This is a genomic window from Salinimonas marina (assembly GCF_015644725.1).
Classification (GTDB): Bacteria; Pseudomonadota; Gammaproteobacteria; order Enterobacterales; family Alteromonadaceae; genus Alteromonas.
The window spans coordinates 2,095,904-2,117,914 of record NZ_CP064795.1 but is presented as its reverse complement, the minus strand read 5'-3'; the positions used below and the strand labels follow the sequence as shown (position 1 = coordinate 2,117,914).

General features: G+C 48.0%; 18 protein-coding genes and 4 pseudogenes. 9 read left to right on the top strand and 13 right to left on the bottom strand.

All coding sequences use genetic code 11. From position 1 onward, the window contains the following. Positions 1–2 precede the first annotated feature (2 nt). On the top strand, positions 3–563 hold the full coding sequence (locus tag IT774_RS09325; RefSeq protein ID WP_195809552.1) for a pyridoxamine 5'-phosphate oxidase family protein: 561 nt from the start codon (positions 3–5) through the stop codon (positions 561–563). 87 nt (positions 564–650) lie between these two features. Here IT774_RS09325 and IT774_RS09320 read toward each other — a convergent pair whose 3' ends face one another. After that, a complete protein-coding gene (locus tag IT774_RS09320) occupies positions 651–1,286 on the bottom strand; it encodes an SDR family oxidoreductase (RefSeq protein WP_195809551.1) in 636 nt (211 codons plus the stop codon). A 454-nt stretch (positions 1,287–1,740) separates the two neighbouring features. Here IT774_RS09320 and IT774_RS09315 point away from each other — a divergent pair. Next, positions 1,741–3,809, top strand: a pseudogene (locus IT774_RS09315) (catalase). Positions 3,810–4,133: 324 nt separating this feature from the next. Further along, positions 4,134–4,469, top strand: a complete 336-nt coding sequence (locus tag IT774_RS09310) for a hypothetical protein (protein ID WP_195809550.1) — start codon at positions 4,134–4,136, stop codon at positions 4,467–4,469. A 303-nt stretch (positions 4,470–4,772) separates the two neighbouring features. Here the strand turns inward: IT774_RS09310 and IT774_RS09305 are convergent, their stop codons facing one another. The 3 genes from IT774_RS09305 to IT774_RS18030 all read right to left on the bottom strand — a co-directional run bounded on the left by IT774_RS09305 (position 4,773) and on the right by IT774_RS18030 (position 6,655). Continuing rightward, positions 4,773–5,237, bottom strand: a complete 465-nt coding sequence (locus tag IT774_RS09305; RefSeq protein ID WP_195809549.1) for a YchJ family protein — start codon at positions 5,235–5,237, stop codon at positions 4,773–4,775. 685 nt (positions 5,238–5,922) lie between these two features. Then, positions 5,923–6,318: a CPBP family intramembrane glutamic endopeptidase gene (locus IT774_RS18035; protein ID WP_195809548.1), complete on the bottom strand. Its 396-nt coding sequence runs from the start codon at positions 6,316–6,318 to the stop codon at positions 5,923–5,925. Further along, a complete protein-coding gene (locus IT774_RS18030) occupies positions 6,299–6,655 on the bottom strand; it encodes a hypothetical protein (protein ID WP_195809547.1) in 357 nt (118 codons plus the stop codon). The genes IT774_RS18035 and IT774_RS18030 overlap by 20 nt, the downstream gene beginning before the upstream one ends. A 641-nt stretch (positions 6,656–7,296) precedes the next feature. Between IT774_RS18030 and IT774_RS09290 the strand changes: the two are divergent. Next, positions 7,297–9,080, top strand: a pseudogene (locus IT774_RS09290) (ABCB family ABC transporter ATP-binding protein/permease). A gap of 163 nt (positions 9,081–9,243) precedes the next feature. After that, positions 9,244–9,885, top strand: a complete 642-nt coding sequence (locus IT774_RS09285) for an SOUL family heme-binding protein (protein ID WP_195809546.1) — start codon at positions 9,244–9,246, stop codon at positions 9,883–9,885. A gap of 185 nt (positions 9,886–10,070) precedes the next feature. Here the strand turns inward: IT774_RS09285 and IT774_RS09280 are convergent, their stop codons facing one another. After that, the gene (locus IT774_RS09280) at positions 10,071–11,033 is read right to left on the bottom strand and encodes an HPP family protein (RefSeq protein WP_195809545.1); all 963 of its coding nucleotides are present in this window, start codon (positions 11,031–11,033) and stop codon (positions 10,071–10,073) included. Positions 11,034–11,160: 127 nt separating this feature from the next. On the opposite strand from IT774_RS09280, the gene IT774_RS09275 reads away from it, so the two are divergent. Continuing rightward, the gene (locus IT774_RS09275; RefSeq protein WP_195809544.1) at positions 11,161–11,898 is read left to right on the top strand and encodes a LysE family translocator; all 738 of its coding nucleotides are present in this window, start codon (positions 11,161–11,163) and stop codon (positions 11,896–11,898) included. A 154-nt stretch (positions 11,899–12,052) separates the two neighbouring features. Continuing rightward, positions 12,053–12,277, top strand: a complete 225-nt coding sequence (locus tag IT774_RS09270) for a hypothetical protein (RefSeq protein WP_232364940.1) — start codon at positions 12,053–12,055, stop codon at positions 12,275–12,277. Positions 12,278–12,327: 50 nt separating this feature from the next. On the opposite strand, the gene IT774_RS09265 is transcribed toward IT774_RS09270, so the two are convergent. The 6 genes from IT774_RS09265 to IT774_RS09240 all read right to left on the bottom strand — a co-directional run bounded on the left by IT774_RS09265 (position 12,328) and on the right by IT774_RS09240 (position 18,708). Next, on the bottom strand, positions 12,328–13,554 hold the full coding sequence (locus tag IT774_RS09265) for an MFS transporter (protein ID WP_195809543.1): 1,227 nt from the start codon (positions 13,552–13,554) through the stop codon (positions 12,328–12,330). A gap of 172 nt (positions 13,555–13,726) precedes the next feature. Further along, positions 13,727–14,368 carry a protein-methionine-sulfoxide reductase heme-binding subunit MsrQ gene (locus tag IT774_RS09260; protein WP_195809542.1) on the bottom strand — a complete coding sequence of 214 codons (642 nt, stop codon included), beginning with the start codon at positions 14,366–14,368 and terminating at the stop codon, positions 13,727–13,729. A 3-nt stretch (positions 14,369–14,371) separates the two neighbouring features. Next, positions 14,372–15,373 carry a protein-methionine-sulfoxide reductase catalytic subunit MsrP gene (gene msrP / locus IT774_RS09255; protein ID WP_195809541.1) on the bottom strand — a complete coding sequence of 334 codons (1,002 nt, stop codon included), beginning with the start codon at positions 15,371–15,373 and terminating at the stop codon, positions 14,372–14,374. A 112-nt stretch (positions 15,374–15,485) separates the two neighbouring features. Then, complete coding sequence (locus IT774_RS09250) at positions 15,486–16,838, bottom strand: anti-phage deoxyguanosine triphosphatase (RefSeq protein ID WP_195809540.1); 1,353 nt, start codon at positions 16,836–16,838, stop codon at positions 15,486–15,488. A 35-nt stretch (positions 16,839–16,873) separates the two neighbouring features. Then, positions 16,874–17,482 (bottom strand): 5'-deoxynucleotidase, encoded by a 609-nt coding sequence (gene yfbR / locus IT774_RS09245; RefSeq protein ID WP_195809539.1) that lies wholly within the window; start codon positions 17,480–17,482, stop codon positions 16,874–16,876. Between the two features lie 5 nt (positions 17,483–17,487). Then, positions 17,488–18,708, bottom strand: a complete 1,221-nt coding sequence (locus IT774_RS09240; RefSeq protein ID WP_195809538.1) for a pyridoxal phosphate-dependent aminotransferase — start codon at positions 18,706–18,708, stop codon at positions 17,488–17,490. 366 nt (positions 18,709–19,074) lie between these two features. Here IT774_RS09240 and IT774_RS09235 point away from each other — a divergent pair. Then, a pseudogene (locus IT774_RS09235) lies at positions 19,075–19,868 on the top strand (DUF2189 domain-containing protein). Positions 19,869–19,933: 65 nt separating this feature from the next. Here the strand turns inward: IT774_RS09235 and IT774_RS09230 are convergent. Further along, entirely contained in the window at positions 19,934–20,335 is a 402-nt protein-coding gene (locus IT774_RS09230; RefSeq protein ID WP_195809537.1) for an OsmC family protein, read from the bottom strand. 3 nt (positions 20,336–20,338) lie between these two features. After that, complete coding sequence (locus IT774_RS09225) at positions 20,339–21,199, bottom strand: CvfB family protein (protein WP_195809536.1); 861 nt, start codon at positions 21,197–21,199, stop codon at positions 20,339–20,341. Between the two features lie 68 nt (positions 21,200–21,267). Here IT774_RS09225 and IT774_RS09220 point away from each other — a divergent pair. Next, positions 21,268–22,010 (top strand): annotated as a pseudogene (locus tag IT774_RS09220) (5-oxoprolinase subunit PxpA). Position 22,011 lies beyond the last annotated feature (1 nt).

The window sequence follows — 22,011 nt, the reverse complement described above, 5'->3', positions numbered from 1 at the left end:
TAATGCCAGGCTGGAATCAACGTCTTACCAAAAGTTTGCATCAGGCTAAGAGTCAGCCGGAAAGCCGCTATTTTCAGCTCGCGACCCTGACCGAAGATCTGGTTCCGGCAAATCGAACGGTGGTATTTCGCTACCTCGACGAAACCGATCATTCGTTAGTGGTGGTATCGGATACCCGTTCGGCCAAATGGTCTGAGCTTGCACTGCAACCTAAAGCCTCGGTTTGCTGGTATTTTTCCAAGAGCAGAGAACAATTCCGGTTTGTGGTACATGGTGAAGGCTATACCCGTGAAACTGCACCACAGCTTATTGATAAACAGTGGTCTAAGCTGTCTGATGCTGGGCGAAAGCAATATTTTTGGGGCTTACCCGGAAGCGCCCGCCAAAGCAATGCGCCGCTGCGGGTGACCCAAGATATGAGTCAGGCACCCCCGCATTTTTGTGTGCTTAAACTCATCATTAAAAGTGTGGATTACCTGTCATTACAGGGTAACCCTCAATATCGGGAAAAACACTGGCTGGATGAGGCAGGGCAGTGGGTGTCACAACCCCTTGTCCCATAACCCGCCGAGAGACACAAAAAAGCGGATGCCCCTAAAGGTATCCGCTTTTTTATTGTCGACAATGGCCGAATCAGACTTTCAGGTAAGTTACTGGATCACCGCTTGCAGGGGTTCGTTGCCAGTAAATAAACCATAGATACGGTTAAATGCTTTTTGCGTGCCTACGCTATAAACAATAGCGGTCGCCACATCCTCTCTGGGAATTTTCCGTTCTTCGTCGCTTTCAGGCATTGCTTCCTGAACATATTCGGTGCCCGCTTCATCGGTAAGAGAGCCAGGACGCAGAATCGTGTAGGTCAATCCACTTTGCTGAAGGTGCTCATCGGCCATATGCTTGGCTACCAGATAGGCCTTGATGGGCGAATCGATAGCATCCGGGTTATCTGCACCCACCGAGCTGACCATAATAAATTGTTCAATATTGGCCTGTTTGCCAAACTCCACCGCATTGCGTGCCGCCCATAAATCAATCAGTAGCGTTTTTTCGGGGCCAGTGTTCGCACCCGAGCCTGCACAAAATACCACGGTGTCGCACCCATTAAATGCACCTGAAAAATCAGCTTCGAGGTTTTCTTCAAAGACAGACAAAGACGAGTGTTCAATATCGGCAAGCTTGTCCTTGTTGCGCACTAAAGCCGTAACGTTATGACCCGCATCCAGTAGTTTCCGGGTGGCTTGTTTGCCTATCTGGCCCGTCGCGCCAATAACCAGAATATTGCTCATTATTTTCTCCACTTTGAAAAGTTACTGTTTGTTCTTCCTTAGTCCGGCTGAAGATCATCTTTCACTAAAGGATTACACAAGCTTAATCGTGGTTCCTGCCAGGTTACCGTGGCATTTCACGCGTTGATATCCGAAAAATTGTTTAATCGGTTTTGTTTTAAATGTTGTAAGAAAAAAACGATGAACCGGACGGGGGATACCCCGTACGCACAATCAATACGTCAGGGCAGCGCGACCGATGCGTCATCATGCTTTGCGTAGCTATTAAAGGTTCAAGGAGACCATGTGGTGGTAACCAGCAGGTTACAATGCGACCGCTCATCTAATGCAAACAACCGTGTATCGAAGTCCCTCTGAAATTTAATGTTTGGCTAGCCAACCTGATCGGGATCTTTGATGTATTCATACGGTGAACATCTTGTTATTTACATTTCGATTAAGGAACATGACGACTATGGCTGAGTCTTTCAAGTATTCTGGCAAAAAGGGTAATGGTGGAGAATTACATCAATTACCCACAGATGAAAATGAAGTGATGACCACAGCGCAGGGTATCCCTGTCAGCGACAATCAAAATTCTTTGACGGCAGGAAAGCGCGGTCCTACGTTACTGGAAGATCATATCTTTCGCGAAAAAATGTTTCATTTTGACCACGAACGTATTCCCGAGCGTGTGGTGCATGCGCGTGGCTATGGGGCGCATGGCTACTTTGAAACCTATGATGATTTTTCGGATATTACCTGCGCCGATCTGTTTCAGCGCAAAGGTGAACAAACCCCGGTTTTTGTCCGTTTTTCGACAGTAGCCGGAAACAAAGGCTCACCCGATGTAGCCCGCGATGTTCGCGGGTTTGCGGTTAAGTTTTACACCAACGAAGGCAATTGGGACTTGGTTGGTAACAACATCCCGGTATTTTTTATTCAGGATGCGATTAAGTTCCCAGATTTGGTCCATAGCGCTAAACAGGAACCCGATCGTGGCTTTCCACAAGCACAGACCGCACATGACAACTTCTGGGACTTTGCCAGTTTATCTCCTGAGTCAATCCACATGCTGATGTGGACAATGTCAGACCGGGCCATTCCGCGTTCATTCCGCTTTATGGAAGGCTTCGGCGTTCACACGTTCAAATTTATAAATAGTAATGGTGAAGAAAAATACGTCAAATTCCATTGGAAACCAAAAGGTGGATTACAGTCTGTGGTTTGGAATGAAGCTCTGAAAATTAATGGTGCTGACCCGGACTTCCATCGCCGTGATTTGTGGAGCTCAATTCAGTCAGGTCAGTTCCCGGAGTGGGAGCTGGGTGTACAGATCTTTGACCAGGAATTTGCTGATAATTTTGAATTTGATGTGTTTGATGCAACCAAGCTGATTCCTGAAGAACAGGTACCAGTAAAGAAAATTGGTAAGATGGTACTCAACCGCATGGTTGATAATTTTTTTGCTGAAACAGAGCAGGTTGCCTTTTGCACACAGAATATTGTGCCAGGTATTGATTTTACGCCAGATCCATTGTTGCAGGGTCGAAACTTTTCCTATCTGGATACGCAGCTTAAACGCCTGGGCGGTCCCAATTTTACGCAGATTCCAATCAATGCCCCACGCTGTCCTATGCGCAATTTTCAGCAGGATGGTCATATGGCGATGCAAAATCCTAAAGGCCGTGTGAACTATGAGCCAAACTCCTGGGATCGCGGCGAAGATAACCCCCGTGCATGCCCGGCCCACGGCTTTAAGAGCTCCAGTCAACCGATGGAAGGTGACAAGCTGCGTTATCGGTCAGAAACCTTTGCAGATCACTACAGCCAGGCTATTCAGTTTTATAAAAGCCAGACAGAAGTTGAGCAGGCGCATATGCGTGATGCTTTTGTGTTCGAGTTATCTAAAGTTGAAACGCTGGCCATTCGTGAACGTATGGTGTCCCATCTGCGCAATGTAGATGAAACATTGGCAAAAGGTGTAGCCGATGGCCTGGGCTTAGAAGAAATGCCGGACCAAGCAGAAGCGGCAATGACACCCCGTGAAGATTTGGCGGTATCTGACAAATTGAGTATTCTTAAGAACGCTCCAAATACCTTTAAAGGCAGAAAATTGGGCATATTCTGCTGCTCAGGCGTTGAAGATGAGTTATTAGAAGGCTTGTTACAAGCTCTGAAAGATGAGGGGCCATGTACGAGATTATTGCGCCAACGGTAAATGGAATTAAAACCGCAGGGGGCAAGCATATTAAAGGCAACCAGGTTATCGATGGCGGGCCTTCCGTGCTTTACGATGCGGTCGCGGTATTGCTAACTGAAGAGGGGGCAAAACAACAAGCAAAAGTACCTGAAGCCAAAGATTTTGTTATGGATGCCTTTGCCCACAACAAATACATCGGTTACATCGGCGGTACTCAGCCACTTCTGGATGAGCTAAACATGACCTCAAAAATCGACGATGGTTTTGTAAATCTGGATAGTGTTACTCCTGCTGACTTTATTACGCAATTGCGTGGGATTCGCTTCTGGGAACGCGGTTAATTGTGATCATTATCTTGTAAAAAACGAGCCATCGGGCCCGTTTTTTTAACGCCTTACAATAGCGGCAAGCATAGTTTTGCTTGTTATATAAAGAAGTATACAAAATTAACAGCCTGATTGCCCGGCGGCAAAAGGTTGAAATCTTTTTTAGCTCCTCTCAAATCTATGTTCAATAACACAACAGTGTTTTTGAAACACAGTGAAATCCCTTTGTTCTGCCAGGTTATAAAGAAACTCTCAAACAGAATTATTTGTTGCTGTGTTGTAATCGATGCCAGATAAAGTAAATTGAGCATCTACAATGTATGGACGCAGTAAAAAATTATGGATTATGTAAACTGGGAAAGAAAAACCCTCCCGCAGACCAACACTAGCGAAGATGAATCCCTTCAAAAAATAATTGAAGAGGTAAAATCTGATAATGAGCTTTTTAGAGAAGCGGTAAAAGTTTTTGGCGCGTTGTTTGTTGTGCTGCCGTTTAATGTCTATCTTTATGCGTCTGGTTTAGTGTCTTTTAGTTCGTTGTGGTACTGGGTTATTGTGGGACTTTCTTTTTGTTTAGGGGGCTTAGTTTCACTGTATTTCGAGCAAAAAAGTATAAAGTCGCAATTGGTTAAGCACTTCCGAAATAACAGCATTTCAAAAATGTCTGGGTCCTAGTCTCAGAATACCCGAAGAATCGACAACTACGTGCATGCCTACGCCCCAATTCAGTTTGGTTTAGGCACTGATGCGCACAAACTGTTGTGGATCGGCAGATAAATATACAGTGATGAATTGGCAGATCCTGATAAATAAAGGGTTATTCTTCTGCCTGCCTGCCTGCCTGCCTGCCTGCCTGCCTGTCTGTTTGCCTGCCATCTTTATGCGTACCGCGACTTGGTGTGGCGAAGATTCTGCCCAGTAGATGAGCAGCCACTAGCTGGCGTATATCTGGGTCATGTCACAGCTCAGCCAGGTTCGCTATTTGGTTTGTGCACAACACTGCTTAAATTTCTTGTTACTCAAACAAGGGCAAGGATCATTACGGCCAATTTTCATCATACCGCTATCATTATGAATGGTACCGCTCCTATATCGCCATTGGTTATTTTCTAAAACAAATTCGGAAGTTTCATGAAGCTTACCGGTTTTATTTTTTTCGAAGAAAAAAGCGCTAAATTCCACGGTTTGGGCTGCCGTATTTGTCTCATTGATGTTTAACGCAAACCATCGAGTATCTGCGGCACTTTTTGCAATATCTTCGGCAATAAGCCCGGCTCGCTCATCTGCACTGTAGGTATCGACAATGTACTGATACTTTTGCAGACAATACGCGGTAAACCGTGAGCGCATGAGTGCTTCAGCCGTGGAGGCAGCTTCGTGTTTATCGACGATGGGTTCACAACAATCGGCGTACAACAAGGAACTACAACAATAACAACGCATAAATCCTCAAACCAGTGTTTTAAAGCGGGGTAGTTTACCCGCCGTCCGGCAGAATCACCAGGGGCCGAGCACAACTTCGGCCTGACTGGACGCGTCTACCGTTAGATTTACAAGCTCAACGCCATGTAGATTGCACAGCTGTAAAACGCGGCGCTTTTCTGGGTCGTTTAAGCATAAATTTTCAACATATATAGATTCGCACTGCCCACTGACAATCAGCCGTTGTAACCACAAATGAAGCTTATCGCGTTCGGGCTTTTGAATACGAATACCATATTCAACCTCTTTTGAAAAAGCCACAGAGTTGGCCAGCAGATAGCGCCACACCTTAGGTTTACCCGGGGGATTACTCCGCTATCAAGAGGTAGCGGAAGCTGAAATGTATTAGCACGTTGTTCAATCATAGCCAGTCCTGTTTATCCATACAGTGTTTTTATACAGTAGTACTGTATAAATAAACATGCAAGCATTTTGTGACACAAAGGGGTGATTAATTTACATACAATGTTACTAAGTGATGTTGTTCACCGGTTAGCAGTGCCAACAATGATGTGCAGCAAAAGCCGAAACCAAGAAGGTAGTCTATGGATCTTCGACGAGGGTCTGGCGCGTTATGGTACAGTTTTACACAATACGCAATGGTTGCTCTGGGCTGTGTCACTGGCCAGATAAATGTTGTCGTTTGCTAGTCAAAGTAGGCGATGTCTATGAATACAAGAGAATTCCAGAAACAATGCAGGGCAATGCTGTACCACAAATTGCCTGTGATATGTCGTATCCAGCTTAATAGACAGCCGCTGATAAAAATGAAGATAAAAATCAATGGTTCACTGTATTGTAGATGGGCCAATGAAAAAATGATACTGGGCAGAACGATAGCACCCAGTGGACCGACTCTGGACTGTACAATTCTTTTATATAAAATCCCCCTGAAAACGATTTCTTCAAAAATAGGTCCAATTACACATGTTGCGCTAATGGTAAAAAAAGCTGCTACAGCAGAAGAAGATAAGTTATCTGCGAGGATTTCGGTAAATTCTGGCTTCGGGATATTAAAAAAATCAAAAAAAGCCGCTTTCAATCACAGAATAAATAATACCGATGAGCAATACCTGCAATAAGGTGTGTAATTTTACTTTAGAAAATCCAGCCTGCCTCAACGAATGAAAAAAGCTTGTCGAGTGCAGTCCTTGCTTTATCAGCGCTGAAGTGAGTGCTAATTGTAATATGGCGACAAAGAAAAAGTTTTGGGGCGAATCAGCAATATTTTTGATACCCGTTTCCTGAACCTCACTTCCAGAAAAAATATTCAATATAAATATCGTGAACAGGTTCACGACCAGCCCTAAAACAAAAGCGTAAAAAAGACTACAGTAAAAGGTTGGAAACCCTTCGTAGTGATTTTTTATCTGTGTCATATTGGCTTATTACTTTCCTATATATAGCAAAGAATATATTTAAAATTAGCATGTTAGAAGTGCAGAGAGTACTGCTTAAAGGAACAGTTTCAGATCTTTTGTTGTTATCTTTGCGCCGATAAGTGCTAAATTTCTGGACGGTAAAGCCTCGCGTACCATAGACTTACCATTGACCTTACAATCATGTTTAGCTTTCATTATTTAACCGCTAAAAACATTGGCAGCAACCTCTGCTTTGTTACTATTCCGAGGTTCTTTGCCTATGTGCTGATTACCTTATTTAGTGTGAATATCATTAGAAATAAAATTGTCCCATCTGCCATTTGAATGTTATCGGCCATGGCATGAGCTTTTTTGCTCGGTTTATCGATACAATTTAAGCTTTTTCTATTTTCACACATAGTTATTTATTGTGGCCAAAACATTCTTTTAATGGAGCCGATTTTGCGGCAGCACTTCCTCATGTCATCTTAAACACCTGCATGATGACATTAAATTCTGTTTGCTCTTCGTTACCTTATAATTGCCGTGTAGTTGTCTGGAAGAGGGGGGAATCAGAGATACGAGTCGATAAGCTCGTAGCCGTTGCCAGGTCGATGCGATAGCATACCTGCTACTGACGATATACATGTTGAGACCCTATGCCCCGCCATCGTTTTGCTGCCACCACGGATACGCCTGTCCGCTGGCACACCTTGTCACAGCTCTTGCCCTTTTTGTTTGAGTTCAAAAAAAGGGTGGCATTAGCGATGGCCTGTCTTATCGCTGCCAAACTGGCCAGTATCGGCTTACCCTTTGTGCTTAAGCACGTAGTGGACACCCTTGATGTGGATAATCCAGCCGCGATAGCGCTGAGTGTGCCGGTGGCGTTGGTCGTGGCGTATGGAACGCTGCGTTTTCTTAATACTATTTTAAGTGAGGTACGCGATACCTTGTTTGGCCGGGTGACCGAACGAGCAGTGCGACGTCTGGGCCTGAAAGTATTTAATCATTTGCATGCGCTGGATGTCGATTTTCATCTGAGCCGACAAACTGGTGGTCTTTCCAGAGATATTGAGCGCGGCACCAGTGGTATCAGCTTTTTACTCCGGTTTTTAGTGTTCAACATTCTGCCCACCTGTCTTGAAATTCTTATTGTGGTGGGTGTCTTACTCAAACAGTATGGAATGTCTTTTGCGCTTATTATTGTGACGGCGGTGATTGCCTATATCTCATTTTCGGTTAAGGCCACCAACTGGCGCACCCGATTTGTACATGCGTTAAATCAGGCGGACTCGTCTTCCAATACCCGGGCTATCGACAGCTTACTTAACTTCGAGACCGTCAAATATTTCAATAATGCAGAATTTGAAGCACAGCGCTACGACCAGTCACTGGCCGGGTGGGAGCAGGCCCGCCGAAAAAACCGGCTGTCGTTATTTGCTCTAAATGCAGGACAAGCATCCATCATTGCCATTGCCGTTACCGCGATGATGGTAAATGCCACTCTTGGGGTCATGGCCAATGAAATGACCCTGGGTGATTTCGTGCTGATAAACGCATTCACGATGCAACTTTTTATGCCTTTGAATTTTCTGGGCTTTGTGTATCGTGAAATACGTGGGGCCATGGCCAACATTCACAATTTATTTGAGCTTCTAGAGCGTACTCCAAAAGTACAGGACGCCCCGGATGCCCACTCACTTAATGCCCATCAGGGTGCAGTTTGTTTTGAAAATGTGGTGTTTTATTACCAGCCTGAAAGGCCTATTTTAAAAGGGATTTCTTTTCGAATCGAGCCGGGCCAGAAGGTCGCTGTAGTGGGTGCCAGTGGTGCGGGCAAGTCGACGCTGGTAAAGCTGCTGTTTCGACTGTACAACCCTGCTGGGGGCGGGTTACCATCGATGGTCAGGATTTGATGCATTGCACCCAGGACAGCGTGCGTGACGCGCTCGGGATTGTGCCTCAGGATACGGTGTTGTTTAACGACAGCCTGCTTGAGAATATTCGTTACGGTAATCCACAAGCCAGTGACGACGAAGTCTACCGGGTTATCACGCTGGCGGCGCTGGAGGAGTTTATAAACAGTTTGCCAGACGGGGTGCAGACCCAGGTGGGTGAGCGCGGACTGAAACTCTCTGGTGGTGAAAAGCAGCGGGTGGCCATCGCCAGAGCCTTATTAAAAAATCCGCGTATTCTGGTGTTTGATGAAGCTACTTCATCCTTAGACAGTCAGAGTGAACAAGCTATCCTGTCTGCCTTGAAACAAGCGGCTCAGTCCCATACCAGCCTGGTTATTGCTCACCGCCTGTCCACCATCACCGATGCCGACTGTATTTTAGTCTTAAAGAATGGCGAGTTGGTAGAGCAGGGCAGACACAGCGAATTGCTAAAACAACAAGGCGATTACGCCAGACTATGGCAGGCGCAGCAACATACCCGATAATACTTTATGTAGTTTTCTTAATGAAAAACGGGCAACTTACAAAGACTTAATCTTTGATTGATGATGCGTTTTATCAAGCAAAAACGTAATTAGTTGCATAATTTGGTGCACCTATGTCGGCCCTTGATGGGTGTTCCAAACCGACTCGATAACAGGACTCCTCATGAAAAAACTATTACCCGTATTAGTGCTTATCTTAATGTCCGGATGTTCACTGGTGGGAAAAAATGATGTGAAAACCGTTCCTTACACCATCGTAAAAGCCAGCAAAGACAAAGATATTGAGCTGCGCGAATACCCACAGATGGTGTTGGTATCAACGTCGATGGTAAATGACGAGCAAGGCGCAGCTTTTAAACGGCTATTCAATTATATTTCTGGTGCTAACAACAAAGCATCAAACATTGAGATGACCGCACCGGTGCTGATGAGTACGCAGCAAGAGCAGAATAATAAGCCGCCCCAAAGACAGCAAATCGAAATGACCGCGCCGGTGTTGATGCATGGCGAAAATAAAAAATCCATGATGTCGTTTGTCATGCCCCGGGGGTTTACCCGCCAGTCAACCCCCGAACCGACAAACCCGGAGGTTTGGGTAGACGAGATCACCAATCTCAAAGTTGCTGCGATTACCTTTAGCGGCACCCTTAGTGAAGACAACAAACTGCAGTACACCAGGCAATTGAAAGAGTGGCTATCAGAACAGGATGTGCAAATCCAGGGTGACGCATTTACCGCGGCCTATAATGGTCCTTTTACCCTGCCGGCGTTTCGGCGCAATGAGATTTTGATAGAAGTAAAATAAGGCCTGCAGAAGGCAGCGCCCCCAACTTTGATTGCTGAGTTACACAGCCGGGGGAATCGACTTTGATTGAAATTCAAATGCCCGGGTTGTGGTTCCATCCGGCGCGTGGGGTATGCAAACCCTCACCGGCGACCTGGTGCAAAACGAGAAGGCCACAGAGGCAAAGTAGGGCGGTGGTTAGGGGCTTACTGATGCGCTTTTTTCCAACAGTTATCTTCGAAAACGACCTCAAAGCGGGCCCATTGCAAAAATTCCGGAACAGATTGTGTGTGCTCTGGCCCTGGCTGATTATTTTCCAGGACCCGATAGACCACCTGCTCAATGGCGTGCTTGCCAGAGTCAGCGCTCTCGCGGGAGGAGCGAAGTTGCACCACCTGCCGGATTTGCCATTGTTTTCCTAGTTTACCATTGCTGTAAAACGCGTTTCTTCGGACATGTTCAGGGTGTTGCAAATTACTTTCAGCATTTAACTTGGCTTGTTCCAGCAGTTCGACCCAGCTGTCTTCGGTAATATCGATAAACGAATTATGTTGCTGCACAGCCAGTAAGAAATCTTCTGAGGTAAGCTCGGTTCCGCGTTCCCTGGCAGGAACTTTTTCGAGCTTTTTGTTGATATGAAACCAATGCGCCGGGTACCAGCGCCATCTAAAAGGCAGGTTTAACAGCACCGCCATCACCACAATTGTGACCGAACAAAACAGCACAGGGAACAGCACAAACTCAAAGCCAGAGGCGGTAATGACATCGCCGCCCGCCACCGCACTTAACGCAGTGGCGCCACCGGGCGGATGCAGACAACGGCACAGATTCATAATCAGCACTGACACACCCAGGGCCAGCGCCATACTAACCAGACTATCACTGAAAACGGAGTAACACAGTACCCCCACCACGGCGCTTAAGGTATTACCGGCTATCACCGGCCAGGGCTGAGATAACGCGCCGTGGGGAACGGCAAAAACCAGCACCGCGGTAGCGGCGATAGGGATAAGTACTGCGCTATTAATGAGTAAGGGCCACTGGGCCTTAAACAGCATGGCTGACAATACCACCAGACCAATACCCAACCCGCCAGAAACGGTCGCTACCGCTATTTCTGTTGCTGAAACTCTGTTTTGATGTATCCCTAAATACTGTCTGAGCGACAAGAATTCACCTGTGTGATTAGCCCGATATTGCTATATTTTATCGTACACAGTGCCCGAACAACATTGAAATACTTGCAATAGCCTTGCAAAGACGCCGTCTTATCGATTATGGCTCAGCTGTCAACAAATGCAGTTATGGCTGGGAGAGAAACTGTGGTTGGATGGCTGGCACAATGGGTACAGGGGGGTGGCCGGCGCGTTGAAGCCACCAGGCATTTGGGTTTTTAAGCCCGTTATAATCAGGCCTCATAATCAGGCGCAGACAAACAGTATCAGCGCGGCGTATGCACAGTGCATTAGTTGGATTGGTGGTTGGCACCGTGTTGTTACCGGGTTCACCCGGGCCGGTTCCTATCGCGCTGGCCGCGGTGCGCGCAACTTACCGGATCTGGAGTGGGTTGCCCTGTTATGTGGGCAGCCTGTCCGGGCTATGATAGCGGCTGGCATGGGATTGGCGGTGCTGTTTGCTACCTTTGCCGGCCTGAAACTGGCCTTTCAGATCGCCGGTGGCCTGTTTATGGTGTATGTTGCCTGGGAATTATCCAGTGCTCCGGCGTCGTCGAATAATGTCCGCGAAGCAGCAAAACATGCCCCCTCGTTGGTGAACGGGCTTACCCTGAGTGTGCTAAATCCCAAAGCCTATATTGCGTTTATGGCCACTTTTTCTCAGTTTATGCTGCCATTCTCATCAGCCTCAATGTCACTGGCGCTTACCGGTTTCCTTTGTCTGCTTCTGGTTGTGGTGATTGATTTTGTGGGGTTAAGCTGTGGCAGGCTTATCGCGCCATCTTATCGCGCCATCTTATCGCGCTGGTACTGCAAAAAACCGGCTATGGGCGGCTTATACGTATTCGGTTTAGCGTAGCGATGGTAGTGGCCGTAGGCTGGGCGTTCACGAAGGAATAGCGAAAGATTAATGAACCTGGGGCTGGCTCGCATTTTGGTCGCAAAATGGCTACCCTGTTGGCTATCAGTTCATCACCATTGCAGGTTATGGCCAAACCAAGAAAAAAGGACCGGTGCGTACGGTGCAGATCTCCTGTCTGCAATGCAAGGCCCCAATATTTAAATACCGTAAGGGCGGTAAAGGGGCGTTGGTAAAATGCTTTATTGAACGGATTGTGGAAGATCACACCACCACGGTATGTCATTGTCCTGGCTGTGGCCAGGAATTTGCCCGCGAAACCATGATCCGCGGCGCTCCTGCTTACAAAATGATTGGCGGCAAAGTCCATATGAAATAGGCTCTGTCAGTTATCAGAGCCTGTTCAACATTGTTTTAAGGCAGAGCAGACTAGCCGGCACCTTGCTCTACCGGCTGGCTTTGTTTAGCGGACTGCCCAAGCACAATCACAATCCAGACCAGCACACCGCCACCGGCTAGCGCCATGCCTACCCAGCCGGTGGAAGCATAGCCATAACCGGCTGATAAGGCCATGCCAGCCAGCCATGGCCCCAGCGCATTAGCTGTATTAAATGCCGCATGGTTCATAGCGCCAGCCAGGGTTTGCGCATCACCGGCCACATCCATCAAGCGGGTCTGTAAGGGCACCACCATGCCGCCCCCGATACCAATGAAAAACAGGGAAATCGTCATTAAATAGGCATTGCCCATTGACGCTGCGTACGCGGCCGCCGACAGCCCCAGCAAGATTTGAAACAAAATGGCGCTGCGCAGCAACCGGCCTTCTGAATAACGGCCGGCAATAATATTACCCAGGGTTACGCCAATGCCATAAATCAGTAAGGTTACTGAAATTCCCCATTCCGGGGCAGAGGTGGTATTCAGGTAAGATGCGCTGAAATAAGAATAGACTGAAAACATACCGCCAAATCCTATCGCCCCCATCAGTAACACCAGCAGCACATCTTTGTTTTTCAACGCCTGTAGCTCGGTCATGGGTTTCGCATTCGGGTTTGCCCCTCTAAAGGGTGCCGTTTTCCAAACCATAAGTGAGGTCACCAGCGCAAACGCCGAGATTAAAAAGAATCCGGTCCGCCAGCCAAACAGCTGGCCAATGCCGCTGATAGCAGGCACACCAATAATGTTTGCAATTGCCAGCCCCATGATGACATTACTGACCGCCTGGGCGCGTTTGTTTTTACCAGCGATATCGGCGGCAAACAACATCGCAATTCCAAAATAAGCACCATGTGGCAAACCGGCAATAAAGCGCGCTGCATTCATTGCCCAGTCTGACCAGGCCAGCGCAGTAAGCAAATTTCCCACAGCATAAAAGATCATCATCGAGATAAGCATGGTGCGACGGGCCAGCCGGGAAAAAAACAAAGTAATAAGCGGAGCGCCAACCACCACACCCAGCGCATAGGCGCTGATAGCGTGTCCGGCCACTTCTTCGGAGATATCAAAATCGGCAGCAAAATAGGGCAATAAACCCATTGCCGCGAATTCGCTACAGCCGATCACAAAGGTACCAAACGCCAGCCAGAAGGTGACGATGCGTAACGAATAGCCTTGCTGCTCAGAAGGCGGGTGAGCAGTGGGTTGTGCATGCTTCATGGCTGACCTCGTGTATCATTCAAAAAATTGGCGCTGTGGGCACTGAAAGCCGGACAGTTTACCATTTTGAAGAGGACAGGTGATTTAATGCTTTGTTGTTTCTTTGTTAAACAACCTTTGTGGTAGGGCTAATTTGTTCTAAGTTATAAAAAGCCGGTAAGATTTGACCGGCTTAGCGTCGGCGGGTTTTGCTAAAAGCAAACCAGCTACGTATTTTGTCTTTGCGTGGTAACAGCACCAGTGCCGCCAAAGCCCAATAAACCAGGGGCTCTGCAATAATGGTTTTTTGTGACCAGCTGTAATGCAACAGCACCAGCGGCATGCAGATATAGATTAAATTGTGCAGAGACTGCCAGCGCCGACCCATTTTTTTACGCAGTGACTCAAAAGAAGTGACGGTGAGGGCGGTGAGGATCAGTAATGCGCAAAGCCCGACAATAATATAGGGACGCTCGGTAATTTCACTGGCCAGCAGCGACCAGTCTTGCTGTAATTCAAACAGGATATAAACGAGTAAATGTGACAGCGCATAGACAAAGGTGTAGATACCCAGCAAGCGCCGGTATCGCATAATATCACCACACGGCAGATGGCGAGCCGCGGGCGAAACCAGCAAGGTTATAAACAATAAATGGACCGCATTGAGGCCGGTAAAATTGATCAGTGCTTCTACCGGATCTGCGCCTAACTGATTAGAGGCCCCCAGAAAAAACTGAAAGGTCAGCAAACCGGCTAAGATAAGATGGACCAGGGTTTTCCCGGTAAGTATTTGAGCCCGGGTCAGACGCGCCGGGCGTGCTAAAAGACGACGCATAAATTAATAGAAGCGCGACAGGTTCATATCTTGGTATAACGGCGCGACTTCTTGGTAACCATTAAACATTTTGGTATCGATCCGGTTGCGGGCAAACAATCCACCGGTATCAATGCGCCGTTCACTGGCCTGACTCCAGCGAGGGTGGTCAACCTCGGGGTTCACATTGGCGTAAAACCCGTATTCATTTGCAGCCAGCCGATTCCAGGTCGTAGGCGGTTCTTTGTCGGTCAGGGTGATCCGTACCACCGATTTGATGCTTTTAAAGCCATACTTCCAGGGCACCACCAGCCGGATTGGCGCCCCATTTTGAGGGGGCAAGGTTTTACCGTACAATCCCACCGACATAAGCGTTAATGGATGCATGGCTTCATCCAGTCGTAATCCTTCGACATAGGGGTATTCAACCCCGCCGCCCACAAACCGGCTGCGCTGGCCACGCATCTCATCAGGCCGGTACAAGGTTTCGAAGGCAACATACTTAGCCTTAGATAAAGGCTTAGCCTGCTTTAATAATTTGGCCAGTTCAAAGCCGGTCCAGGGAATGACCATGGACCAGGCTTCCACACAACGCAGGCGGTAGATGCGCTCTTCAAGGGCAAAGGTATTCAGCAGATCGTTATAATCCAGAGTGATGGGTTTTTCAACCAGTCCATCAATCTTTAACTGCCAGGGATCATAGGTTAACTTGTCGGCATATTTGGACGGATCGTCTTTGTCGGTGCCAAATTCGTAGAAGTTATTGAAGCTGGAAACTTTTTCATAAGGCGTCTGGGTAGCGTTGGTGCTAAATTCAGGTTTTTTTGAAAAATCCAGCGGCTTACCGTTGAAAGGCGCCTTGTCGTCATCATCGAACCAACCGATACCGCGAGCCGGGCCTGACAATAACGCGCTGGCGCCGACAAATCCCATCGATTTTAGTAAACGCCGACGGTCTTTGTAGATACGCTCATCAGTCACATCATTATCGGTAAGATGCACAGAGGGCTTAAACGGCTTTGGCATAGAGGACTCCGGTCAATACTTCCATTTTAATCAGCCGGCACCCGCCCTAAGAGGCAATGCCGACTCTTCTCTTACGAAACAGACCTGACCGGGTACAATAATCTTTCTTATGTTACACAACTTTCATCTGGTCGCGCTTATACCCCCCGTGTTTTGGCACAAACAGGGTGGAATAATGCCGGGAGGCAAACTCATCGGTCATGCCCGAAATGTAATCGGCAATGATGCGCTGACCATTGTTTTGCTGTTCAGCCTGCTGCCAGCGTTTGCGGGTATTTTCCGGTAATAATCTTTGCGGATCACTGCTGTAGGCTTCAAACAATGCCATTATAATTTGCTGGCCGCGGTATTCGAGTACCTGCACCTGGGACTGACAAATAACCTGCTGGTAAACAAACTGTTTAAACAGGCCCAGGGCCAGTTCGAAGCTGCGGGGCAGACGGGCCTGGTAGCGGAGTAACTCCAGCTCGAAGTACTCTGTTTCATCAATGCGGATCGCTGTGATAAACACATTCACCAGCGCCCCGATGGCATTTTTGCGTTCATATTGATGTTCGCTGAACAGTTTTGCTGCCAGTGTTGCAATGTTTTCAGACAGCCCGGGCACCTCCAGTTCACCAAGGGGCTTAACCACCTGCGCCATAAACCGGTCTTTGTTAACCATGTCCATGACAATTGCGTCTTCTAAATCATGAATACCATAAGCAATATCATCGGCCAGCTCCATAATTGTACAGTCAAACGATTTGAAGCGTGTACGGCGGTGAGCTTGCGCCGGATTTGCAAACTGCATAAATGCGTCACGATCGCTATGGGTGAGCGGCTCCAGAAGCCAGTCAAACATCTCAGCGTCACACCGAAACAGCCCCTTGGGAGGATGCCATTGTGAGGCTTTAATACCACGTAAGGCACCATCGGTAGGACCATACACGGCCGGGTTGGTCAGGGTATCGATAAAATTAGGGTATTTGATGAGTCCTAAAATACTGCGGCGGCATAAATTCATGCCATGGTGGGCGGTGTAAGGCTCAAGTTGGGTCACGATTCGAAAGGTCTGGCCATTGCCTTCGTAACCGCCATCATTGTGCATCATGTAATGCAGGGCAACTTCACCCCCATGACCAAACGGGGGATGACCTATGTCATGGGCCAGACACAAGGTTTCAATCAGGTTCGGGTCGAGATTCAGCGCCGCGGTCAGCTCGGGGTATTTTGACTGCAACTGGGCGGTGATGCCCGAACCAATTTGGGCGGCTTCCAGGGAATGGGTGAGCCGGGTGCGGTAAAAGTCGCTCAGCCCGACCCCGAGTACCTGGGTTTTTGCCTGTAGCCGGCGAAATGCCGCGGAATGCAATACCCGTGCTTTATCACGCTGAAAACTGTCGCGGTGGTCGCCGTCCCGCGGGACAGTGCGGGGCAACCGGCGCTGCTCCCAGGGAAAATTAGATGGTGTCGTCTGACTCATATCAACATCATTTGTCGGTTTCAAAGAACAAGGGATTAGGCTTCAGACTGCTCGTCCTGAGTAATTTCATCCAGACTGAGTGAAAAGCTGGGTACATATTTTTCAATAAAATAATCTACCTCGGGCGACTGATACTGCTTTAACAGCGTATCCAGCCGGTTTTTAGCCAGCTTAAATTCCTGATTACCGGCATTGAGCTCCTCCAGCGTCTTAAGATAGGCACACAGGACATCGGCAGCCTTGACAATAAATGCTTCGTCTTCGCTGTGTTTATGACCATCGATTAGCCGGGCGTAATCTTCGGTAAAGGCTTCGGGAGCCATCCCGATCAGCTTTTGCTCAGCAATTTTTTCTATTTTTTTGTACTCATTGGCAATGGTGCTGTTGAAATACTTTACCGGGGTCGGCAAATCGCCGGTGATGACTTCTGAGACATCGTGAAAAAGGGCAATGGTGGCAATGCGATCGGCATTGACGGTGCCATTGAAAAAACGATTACGAATCAGGGCCAGAGCATGGGCGACCATCGCCACCTGTAAAGAATGTTCCTGAACATTTTCGGTACGAACATTATGCATCAGCGGCCAGCGATTGATGAGCTTCATGCGGGCCAGATGGGCAAAAAAGTGACTTTGCTGCGTCATTGAGTTTATTGAACCTGCTGGTAACGGGAAAAAAAGTTATTAATTTTAGACAGTGCTGGTTTCAGTATGTCGGTATGCGGCAAAAACACCAGTCGGAAATAAATGCCTTCGTTAAGGTTAAACGCGCGGCCATGTACCAGCAGTATTTTTTCGCTGTTCAGCAAATCAAAAATCATTTTTTCGTCATTACTGATATTAAACCTGGCGGCCTCGACCCGGGCAAAACAATACATTGCCCCTTTGGGCTTCACACAATGAACACCTTCAATCTGATTTAACATGTCGTAGGTGATGTCGCGCTGCTGACGTAATCGTCCGCCCTCATTAACCAGATTCTGAATGCTTTGATACCCGCCCAGCGCGGTTTGGATCGCGGTCTGACAGGGTACATTGGCACACATGCGCATCGACGATAAAATATTGAGCCCTTCGATGTAATCCGCCGCGATGCGTTTGTTGCCGCTTACCACCAGCCACCCAGCCCGAAATCCGGCCACCCGATAATTTTTCGACAGACCGCTAAGGGTAACGACAAAGACATCGTCGGTTAATGAAGCAATACAGGTATGTTGATGACCGTCATACAAAATTTTGTCATAGATCTCATCAGAAAATATCACCAGCCCATGTTCCTGTGCCAACGCCACAATGTCTTCAAGCAACGCCTTACTGTACACCGCACCGGTAGGGTTGTTGGGGTTAATAAGGACAATGGCCCGGGTACGGGAGGTTATTTTGCTTTTGATATCGTCCAGGTCAGGAAACCAGTCAGCCTGTTCATCACAACGATAATGCACCGGTGTTCCTGAGGACAAGCTCACTGCGGCGGTCCAAAGCGGGTAATCCGGCGCGGGCAACAATACCTCGTCACCGTTATTCAGTAACGCCTGCATCGACATCATAATCATTTCGCTGACGCCATTACCGATGAAAACATCACTGATACGCAGGTTTTTGACCTCCATCTGCTGGTAATATTGCATCACCGCCACCCGGGCGCCATAGATACCGGTGGAGTCTGAATAGCCCTGGGAGGTGGGCAGGTTATGAATAACATCTTTGACAATATCGTCTGGCGCCTCAAATCCGAAGGGAGCCGGATTGCCAATATTCAGTTTTAGAATGCGGTGGCCCTCATCTTCCATCTTGCGGGCCTGGGCGGCAATCGGCCCGCGAATGTCATAGCAGACATTATCAAGTTTGTGCGAACGAGCTACTGGCTTCATAATCCTGGTTACCTGATGAGCGTGATCTTCAGCCTATCGCAAAGCCTGCTGACATGCGACGGGTAAATATGCATTTTTTATGAAAAAACAGCAGATAAATGCATTTGGTATCACCACCGCAGGGGGCGTAAAGAATGCCGCTGTCGTTGCTTTACCGAACATATCCAGCTTTCCCCCAAAATCATATAGCAATGACGTAGCGCCGATGAGGTGTAATGGATAGCCTTGACGAACAGCGCAGATAAAATCCAGCGCGAGGTGTTAATGGCTTGTTAAAATATGGCAATGCGCTATGGTAATAGCAGCAAGTCAGAAGTTTGACCTGCCACCAGAGACTGTCAGATTATTTCTGCTACGAGGCTGTCTATGTCACATTCGTTTAAAGAACCTCCCCATAACGCGATTACCGACAGTGGTATTGCCCGGGTTATTCCATGTCGGCAATTGTCGGCGGGCGATCCGTTAAAGTGGCTGGCGCTGGCGGCGCGAGACATGAAGCGGGCCCCGGTCCACACCTTTGTGTATGGCGTATTGTTTGCGCTGGTACCGTTACTGATTACCTATCTGGTCGCCATGACCGGCTGGCATCTGATTATCATGCCGGCGATGGTGTGTTTTATGCTCATTGGGCCGTTTCTAGCCGCGGGCTTATATGATGTTAGTTGGGAGCTGGAAAAGGGTCATCGTCCCAGCTTCGGGCACTCGTTAAAAGCCATTAAACGCAATGCGGTCAATGGCTGGGGCTTTGCTGTGGTGCTGATGATTCTTATGATTTTCTGGCTACGGGTGGCCTCATTGATTCATGCGCTGTATCCCCTTACCTGGATGAAACCTTTAGCGACTTATGGCCATTTTTGATTTTGGGAACGGCGGTGGGTGCAGTGTTTGCCATTTTGCTGCTGTTTATCAGTGCGTTCACTCAGCCTATTTTGATGGAACGCAAAGTTGACCTGGCCACCGCGCTATTAACCAGCGTAAACGCCGTATGGGTAAACAAAGGTCCGATGCTACTGTGGGCGGGAATTATCTTTTTTACGGTGGTGTTAGGGTTTGTAACCGGTTTTATTGGTTTTGTGGTACTGATGCCATTATTAGGTTATGCCACCTGGCATGCCTACATTGATACGATAGAGACTAAAAGAGCGCGTACCTACGAATAACCGCCAGAGCAAGGGATATTAGCAAGAGAGATAGGGTCAGGCTTCTTGCTCCGGCGTTCGTTGGCTTATTCGTCGTCAATCAAGGAAAAGCTGGTGGTGATTTCTACGCTGTCTTTAAGCATCAGCATTACCGAGCAATACTTTTGCGCCGATAACTCCACCGCACGTGCTACGGCTTTCTCACTGAGCTGCGAGCCTTTAACGGTATAATGAGCATGAATGGCGGTAAAGACTTTGGGCGGCTGTTCGGCCCGCTGTGCTTCAAGTTCACATTCACAGTGAGAGACTAGGTGTCGTCCTTTTTTGAGAATTTCGACCACATCAATACTGGAGCAGGCCCCGGCCGAAAGTAACACTGACTCCATGGGGGAGATGGCTTTGCCGTTACCGTCCATAACCGTTTTGTAGCCAGACTCGGTGACGCCGGTGAAGCTGAGTTTTTGATCCCAGGATACGGTTGCTTTCATGCTTTATCCTTTATTACTGCACAGGCGAACAGCCTGTTTATCAATGACAATTTTGCGCTGTTTGTACAACGCTCCCAGGGCTTTTTTATACGCCGCTTTACTGACCTGAAACCGTGAATAGATTTCATCGGGGGCACTTTTATCCGTTAAGGTCGATACCCCACCATGTGCCTCAAGGTCTTCAATAATAGCTTCCTCGAGGGTGCTGCGACCTACTTTGTCGGTGCGTTGCAAAGCGATATTGAGCTTACCATCAGGGCGGATTTCTTTAACGACGGCGTCTACCTGCTCACCGATTTTAAGCGGCTTGAACGCATCGGAATGAAAAATGACGCCGGTGAAACGCTCTGCAACCATGACCTTAAAGCCCAGATCGGTTTTAGCATAAACCACGGCACTGACCTGTTGTTTTTCGGTGAGGTCGTCGTTATGTTCTTCCAGAAAATAATGCAGGCGGGTAGCGCCCAGAATGCGGTTGGTCTTTTTGTCATAAAAAGCATGGACCACATAATACCGGCCCGGATCTATTGACGCTTCCTGATACTGGGTAGGCACCAGCAAGTCTTTGTCCAAACCCCAGTCAAAAAACGCCCCGAAATGGGTTGCATTCACTGCTCTGAGTACTTTGGTTTGGCCCACCAAGATAGCCGGGGGCGTGGTTTTGGCAATCAACGCCCCGGTTTCGTCGGGCAGGACAAACACCTCAAGGGTCTGACCGGGTGTGGTGTCTGCCGGTGCATCGCTGCTTAGCAAGGTCACGGTTTCTTCATCAAACTGATCTTCAGCCTGTGGATCGCGCAGCTGAAAACCAAATGGGAATTGGCCGCTTACCAGCAGCTCGTTTATTTTGCCAACCTGTATCATTGAACCTGACTGTTAAGAAAATTACGGTTACCATGATATCGCACAATCCAAATAAGAGCTAAGAAACTATGTGGTTAAATTGCGATTTAGGAGAAAGTTACGGCGCCTGGAAAATGCCGGTGGACTCAGCCATTATGCCGTTAATTGACCAGGCAAATATCGCCTGTGGGTTCCATGCCGGTGATCCGGTGACCTTGCAAAACTCGTTGGCAGAAGCGATTAATAATAAGGTTTCGTTGGGGCGCATCCATCTTACCCCGACCGTGAAGGGTTTGGACGTCGCAGTATGAGCATGTCCAAAACCGAATTAATTGCTGCCCTGCAATATCAGATTAGCGCCATAAGCGGTATGGCAACGCTTCAGGGGGGCCAGATAACCTATGTGAAACCCCACGGCGCCTTATACAACGATTTAATGCGACAACGCAGTCTCCGTGAAGCGGTATTTGAGGCCATTGGTAGTTTTGGGCATCGCCAGCTCACTGTCATGATACAGGCGCATCCTGATTATCAACAACTGCAGCGCGAAGCGGAAAAATTTGGTATTGAGATCATGTTTGAAGCCTTTGCCGATCGCCGTTATACCGATAAGGGGTATCTGGTCTCGCGCCGGGATGCCGGGGCCGTGCTGAGTCATGATGAAGCCATCGCCCAGGTACAACAACTTATCCGTAACGGCACGATTACTACCCAGAGCAAGCATCTGCTTAAGATAAAAGTAGACTCGCTGTGTGTGCATGGGGATACCGATGGCGCAGTGGAAATGGCAAAAACGATTCGCCAGCTCATTGATACTGCCAAAGGAGCATAAT

Excerpts from the sequence above, each read along its gene's own strand:
- IT774_RS09325 (WP_195809552.1), top strand. The coding sequence starts at position 3 with ATGCCAGGCTGGAATCAACGTCTTACCAAAAGTTTGCATCAGGCTAAG.
- IT774_RS09320 (WP_195809551.1), bottom strand. The coding sequence starts at position 1,286 with ATGAGCAATATTCTGGTTATTGGCGCGACGGGCCAGATAGGCAAACAA.
- IT774_RS09310 (WP_195809550.1), top strand. The coding sequence starts at position 4,134 with ATGGATTATGTAAACTGGGAAAGAAAAACCCTCCCGCAGACCAACACT.
- IT774_RS09305 (WP_195809549.1), bottom strand. The coding sequence starts at position 5,237 with ATGCGTTGTTATTGTTGTAGTTCCTTGTTGTACGCCGATTGTTGTGAA.
- IT774_RS18030 (WP_195809547.1), bottom strand. The coding sequence starts at position 6,655 with ATGACACAGATAAAAAATCACTACGAAGGGTTTCCAACCTTTTACTGT.
- IT774_RS09285 (WP_195809546.1), top strand. The coding sequence starts at position 9,244 with ATGAAAAAACTATTACCCGTATTAGTGCTTATCTTAATGTCCGGATGT.
- IT774_RS09275 (WP_195809544.1), top strand. The coding sequence starts at position 11,161 with ATGCAGTTATGGCTGGGAGAGAAACTGTGGTTGGATGGCTGGCACAAT.
- IT774_RS09265 (WP_195809543.1), bottom strand. The coding sequence starts at position 13,554 with ATGAAGCATGCACAACCCACTGCTCACCCGCCTTCTGAGCAGCAAGGC.
- IT774_RS09260 (WP_195809542.1), bottom strand. The coding sequence starts at position 14,368 with ATGCGTCGTCTTTTAGCACGCCCGGCGCGTCTGACCCGGGCTCAAATA.
- msrP (WP_195809541.1), bottom strand. The coding sequence starts at position 15,373 with ATGCCAAAGCCGTTTAAGCCCTCTGTGCATCTTACCGATAATGATGTG.
- IT774_RS09250 (WP_195809540.1), bottom strand. The coding sequence starts at position 16,838 with ATGAGTCAGACGACACCATCTAATTTTCCCTGGGAGCAGCGCCGGTTG.
- yfbR (WP_195809539.1), bottom strand. The coding sequence starts at position 17,482 with ATGACGCAGCAAAGTCACTTTTTTGCCCATCTGGCCCGCATGAAGCTC.
- IT774_RS09240 (WP_195809538.1), bottom strand. The coding sequence starts at position 18,708 with ATGAAGCCAGTAGCTCGTTCGCACAAACTTGATAATGTCTGCTATGAC.
- IT774_RS09230 (WP_195809537.1), bottom strand. The coding sequence starts at position 20,335 with ATGAAAGCAACCGTATCCTGGGATCAAAAACTCAGCTTCACCGGCGTC.
- IT774_RS09225 (WP_195809536.1), bottom strand. The coding sequence starts at position 21,199 with ATGATACAGGTTGGCAAAATAAACGAGCTGCTGGTAAGCGGCCAATTC.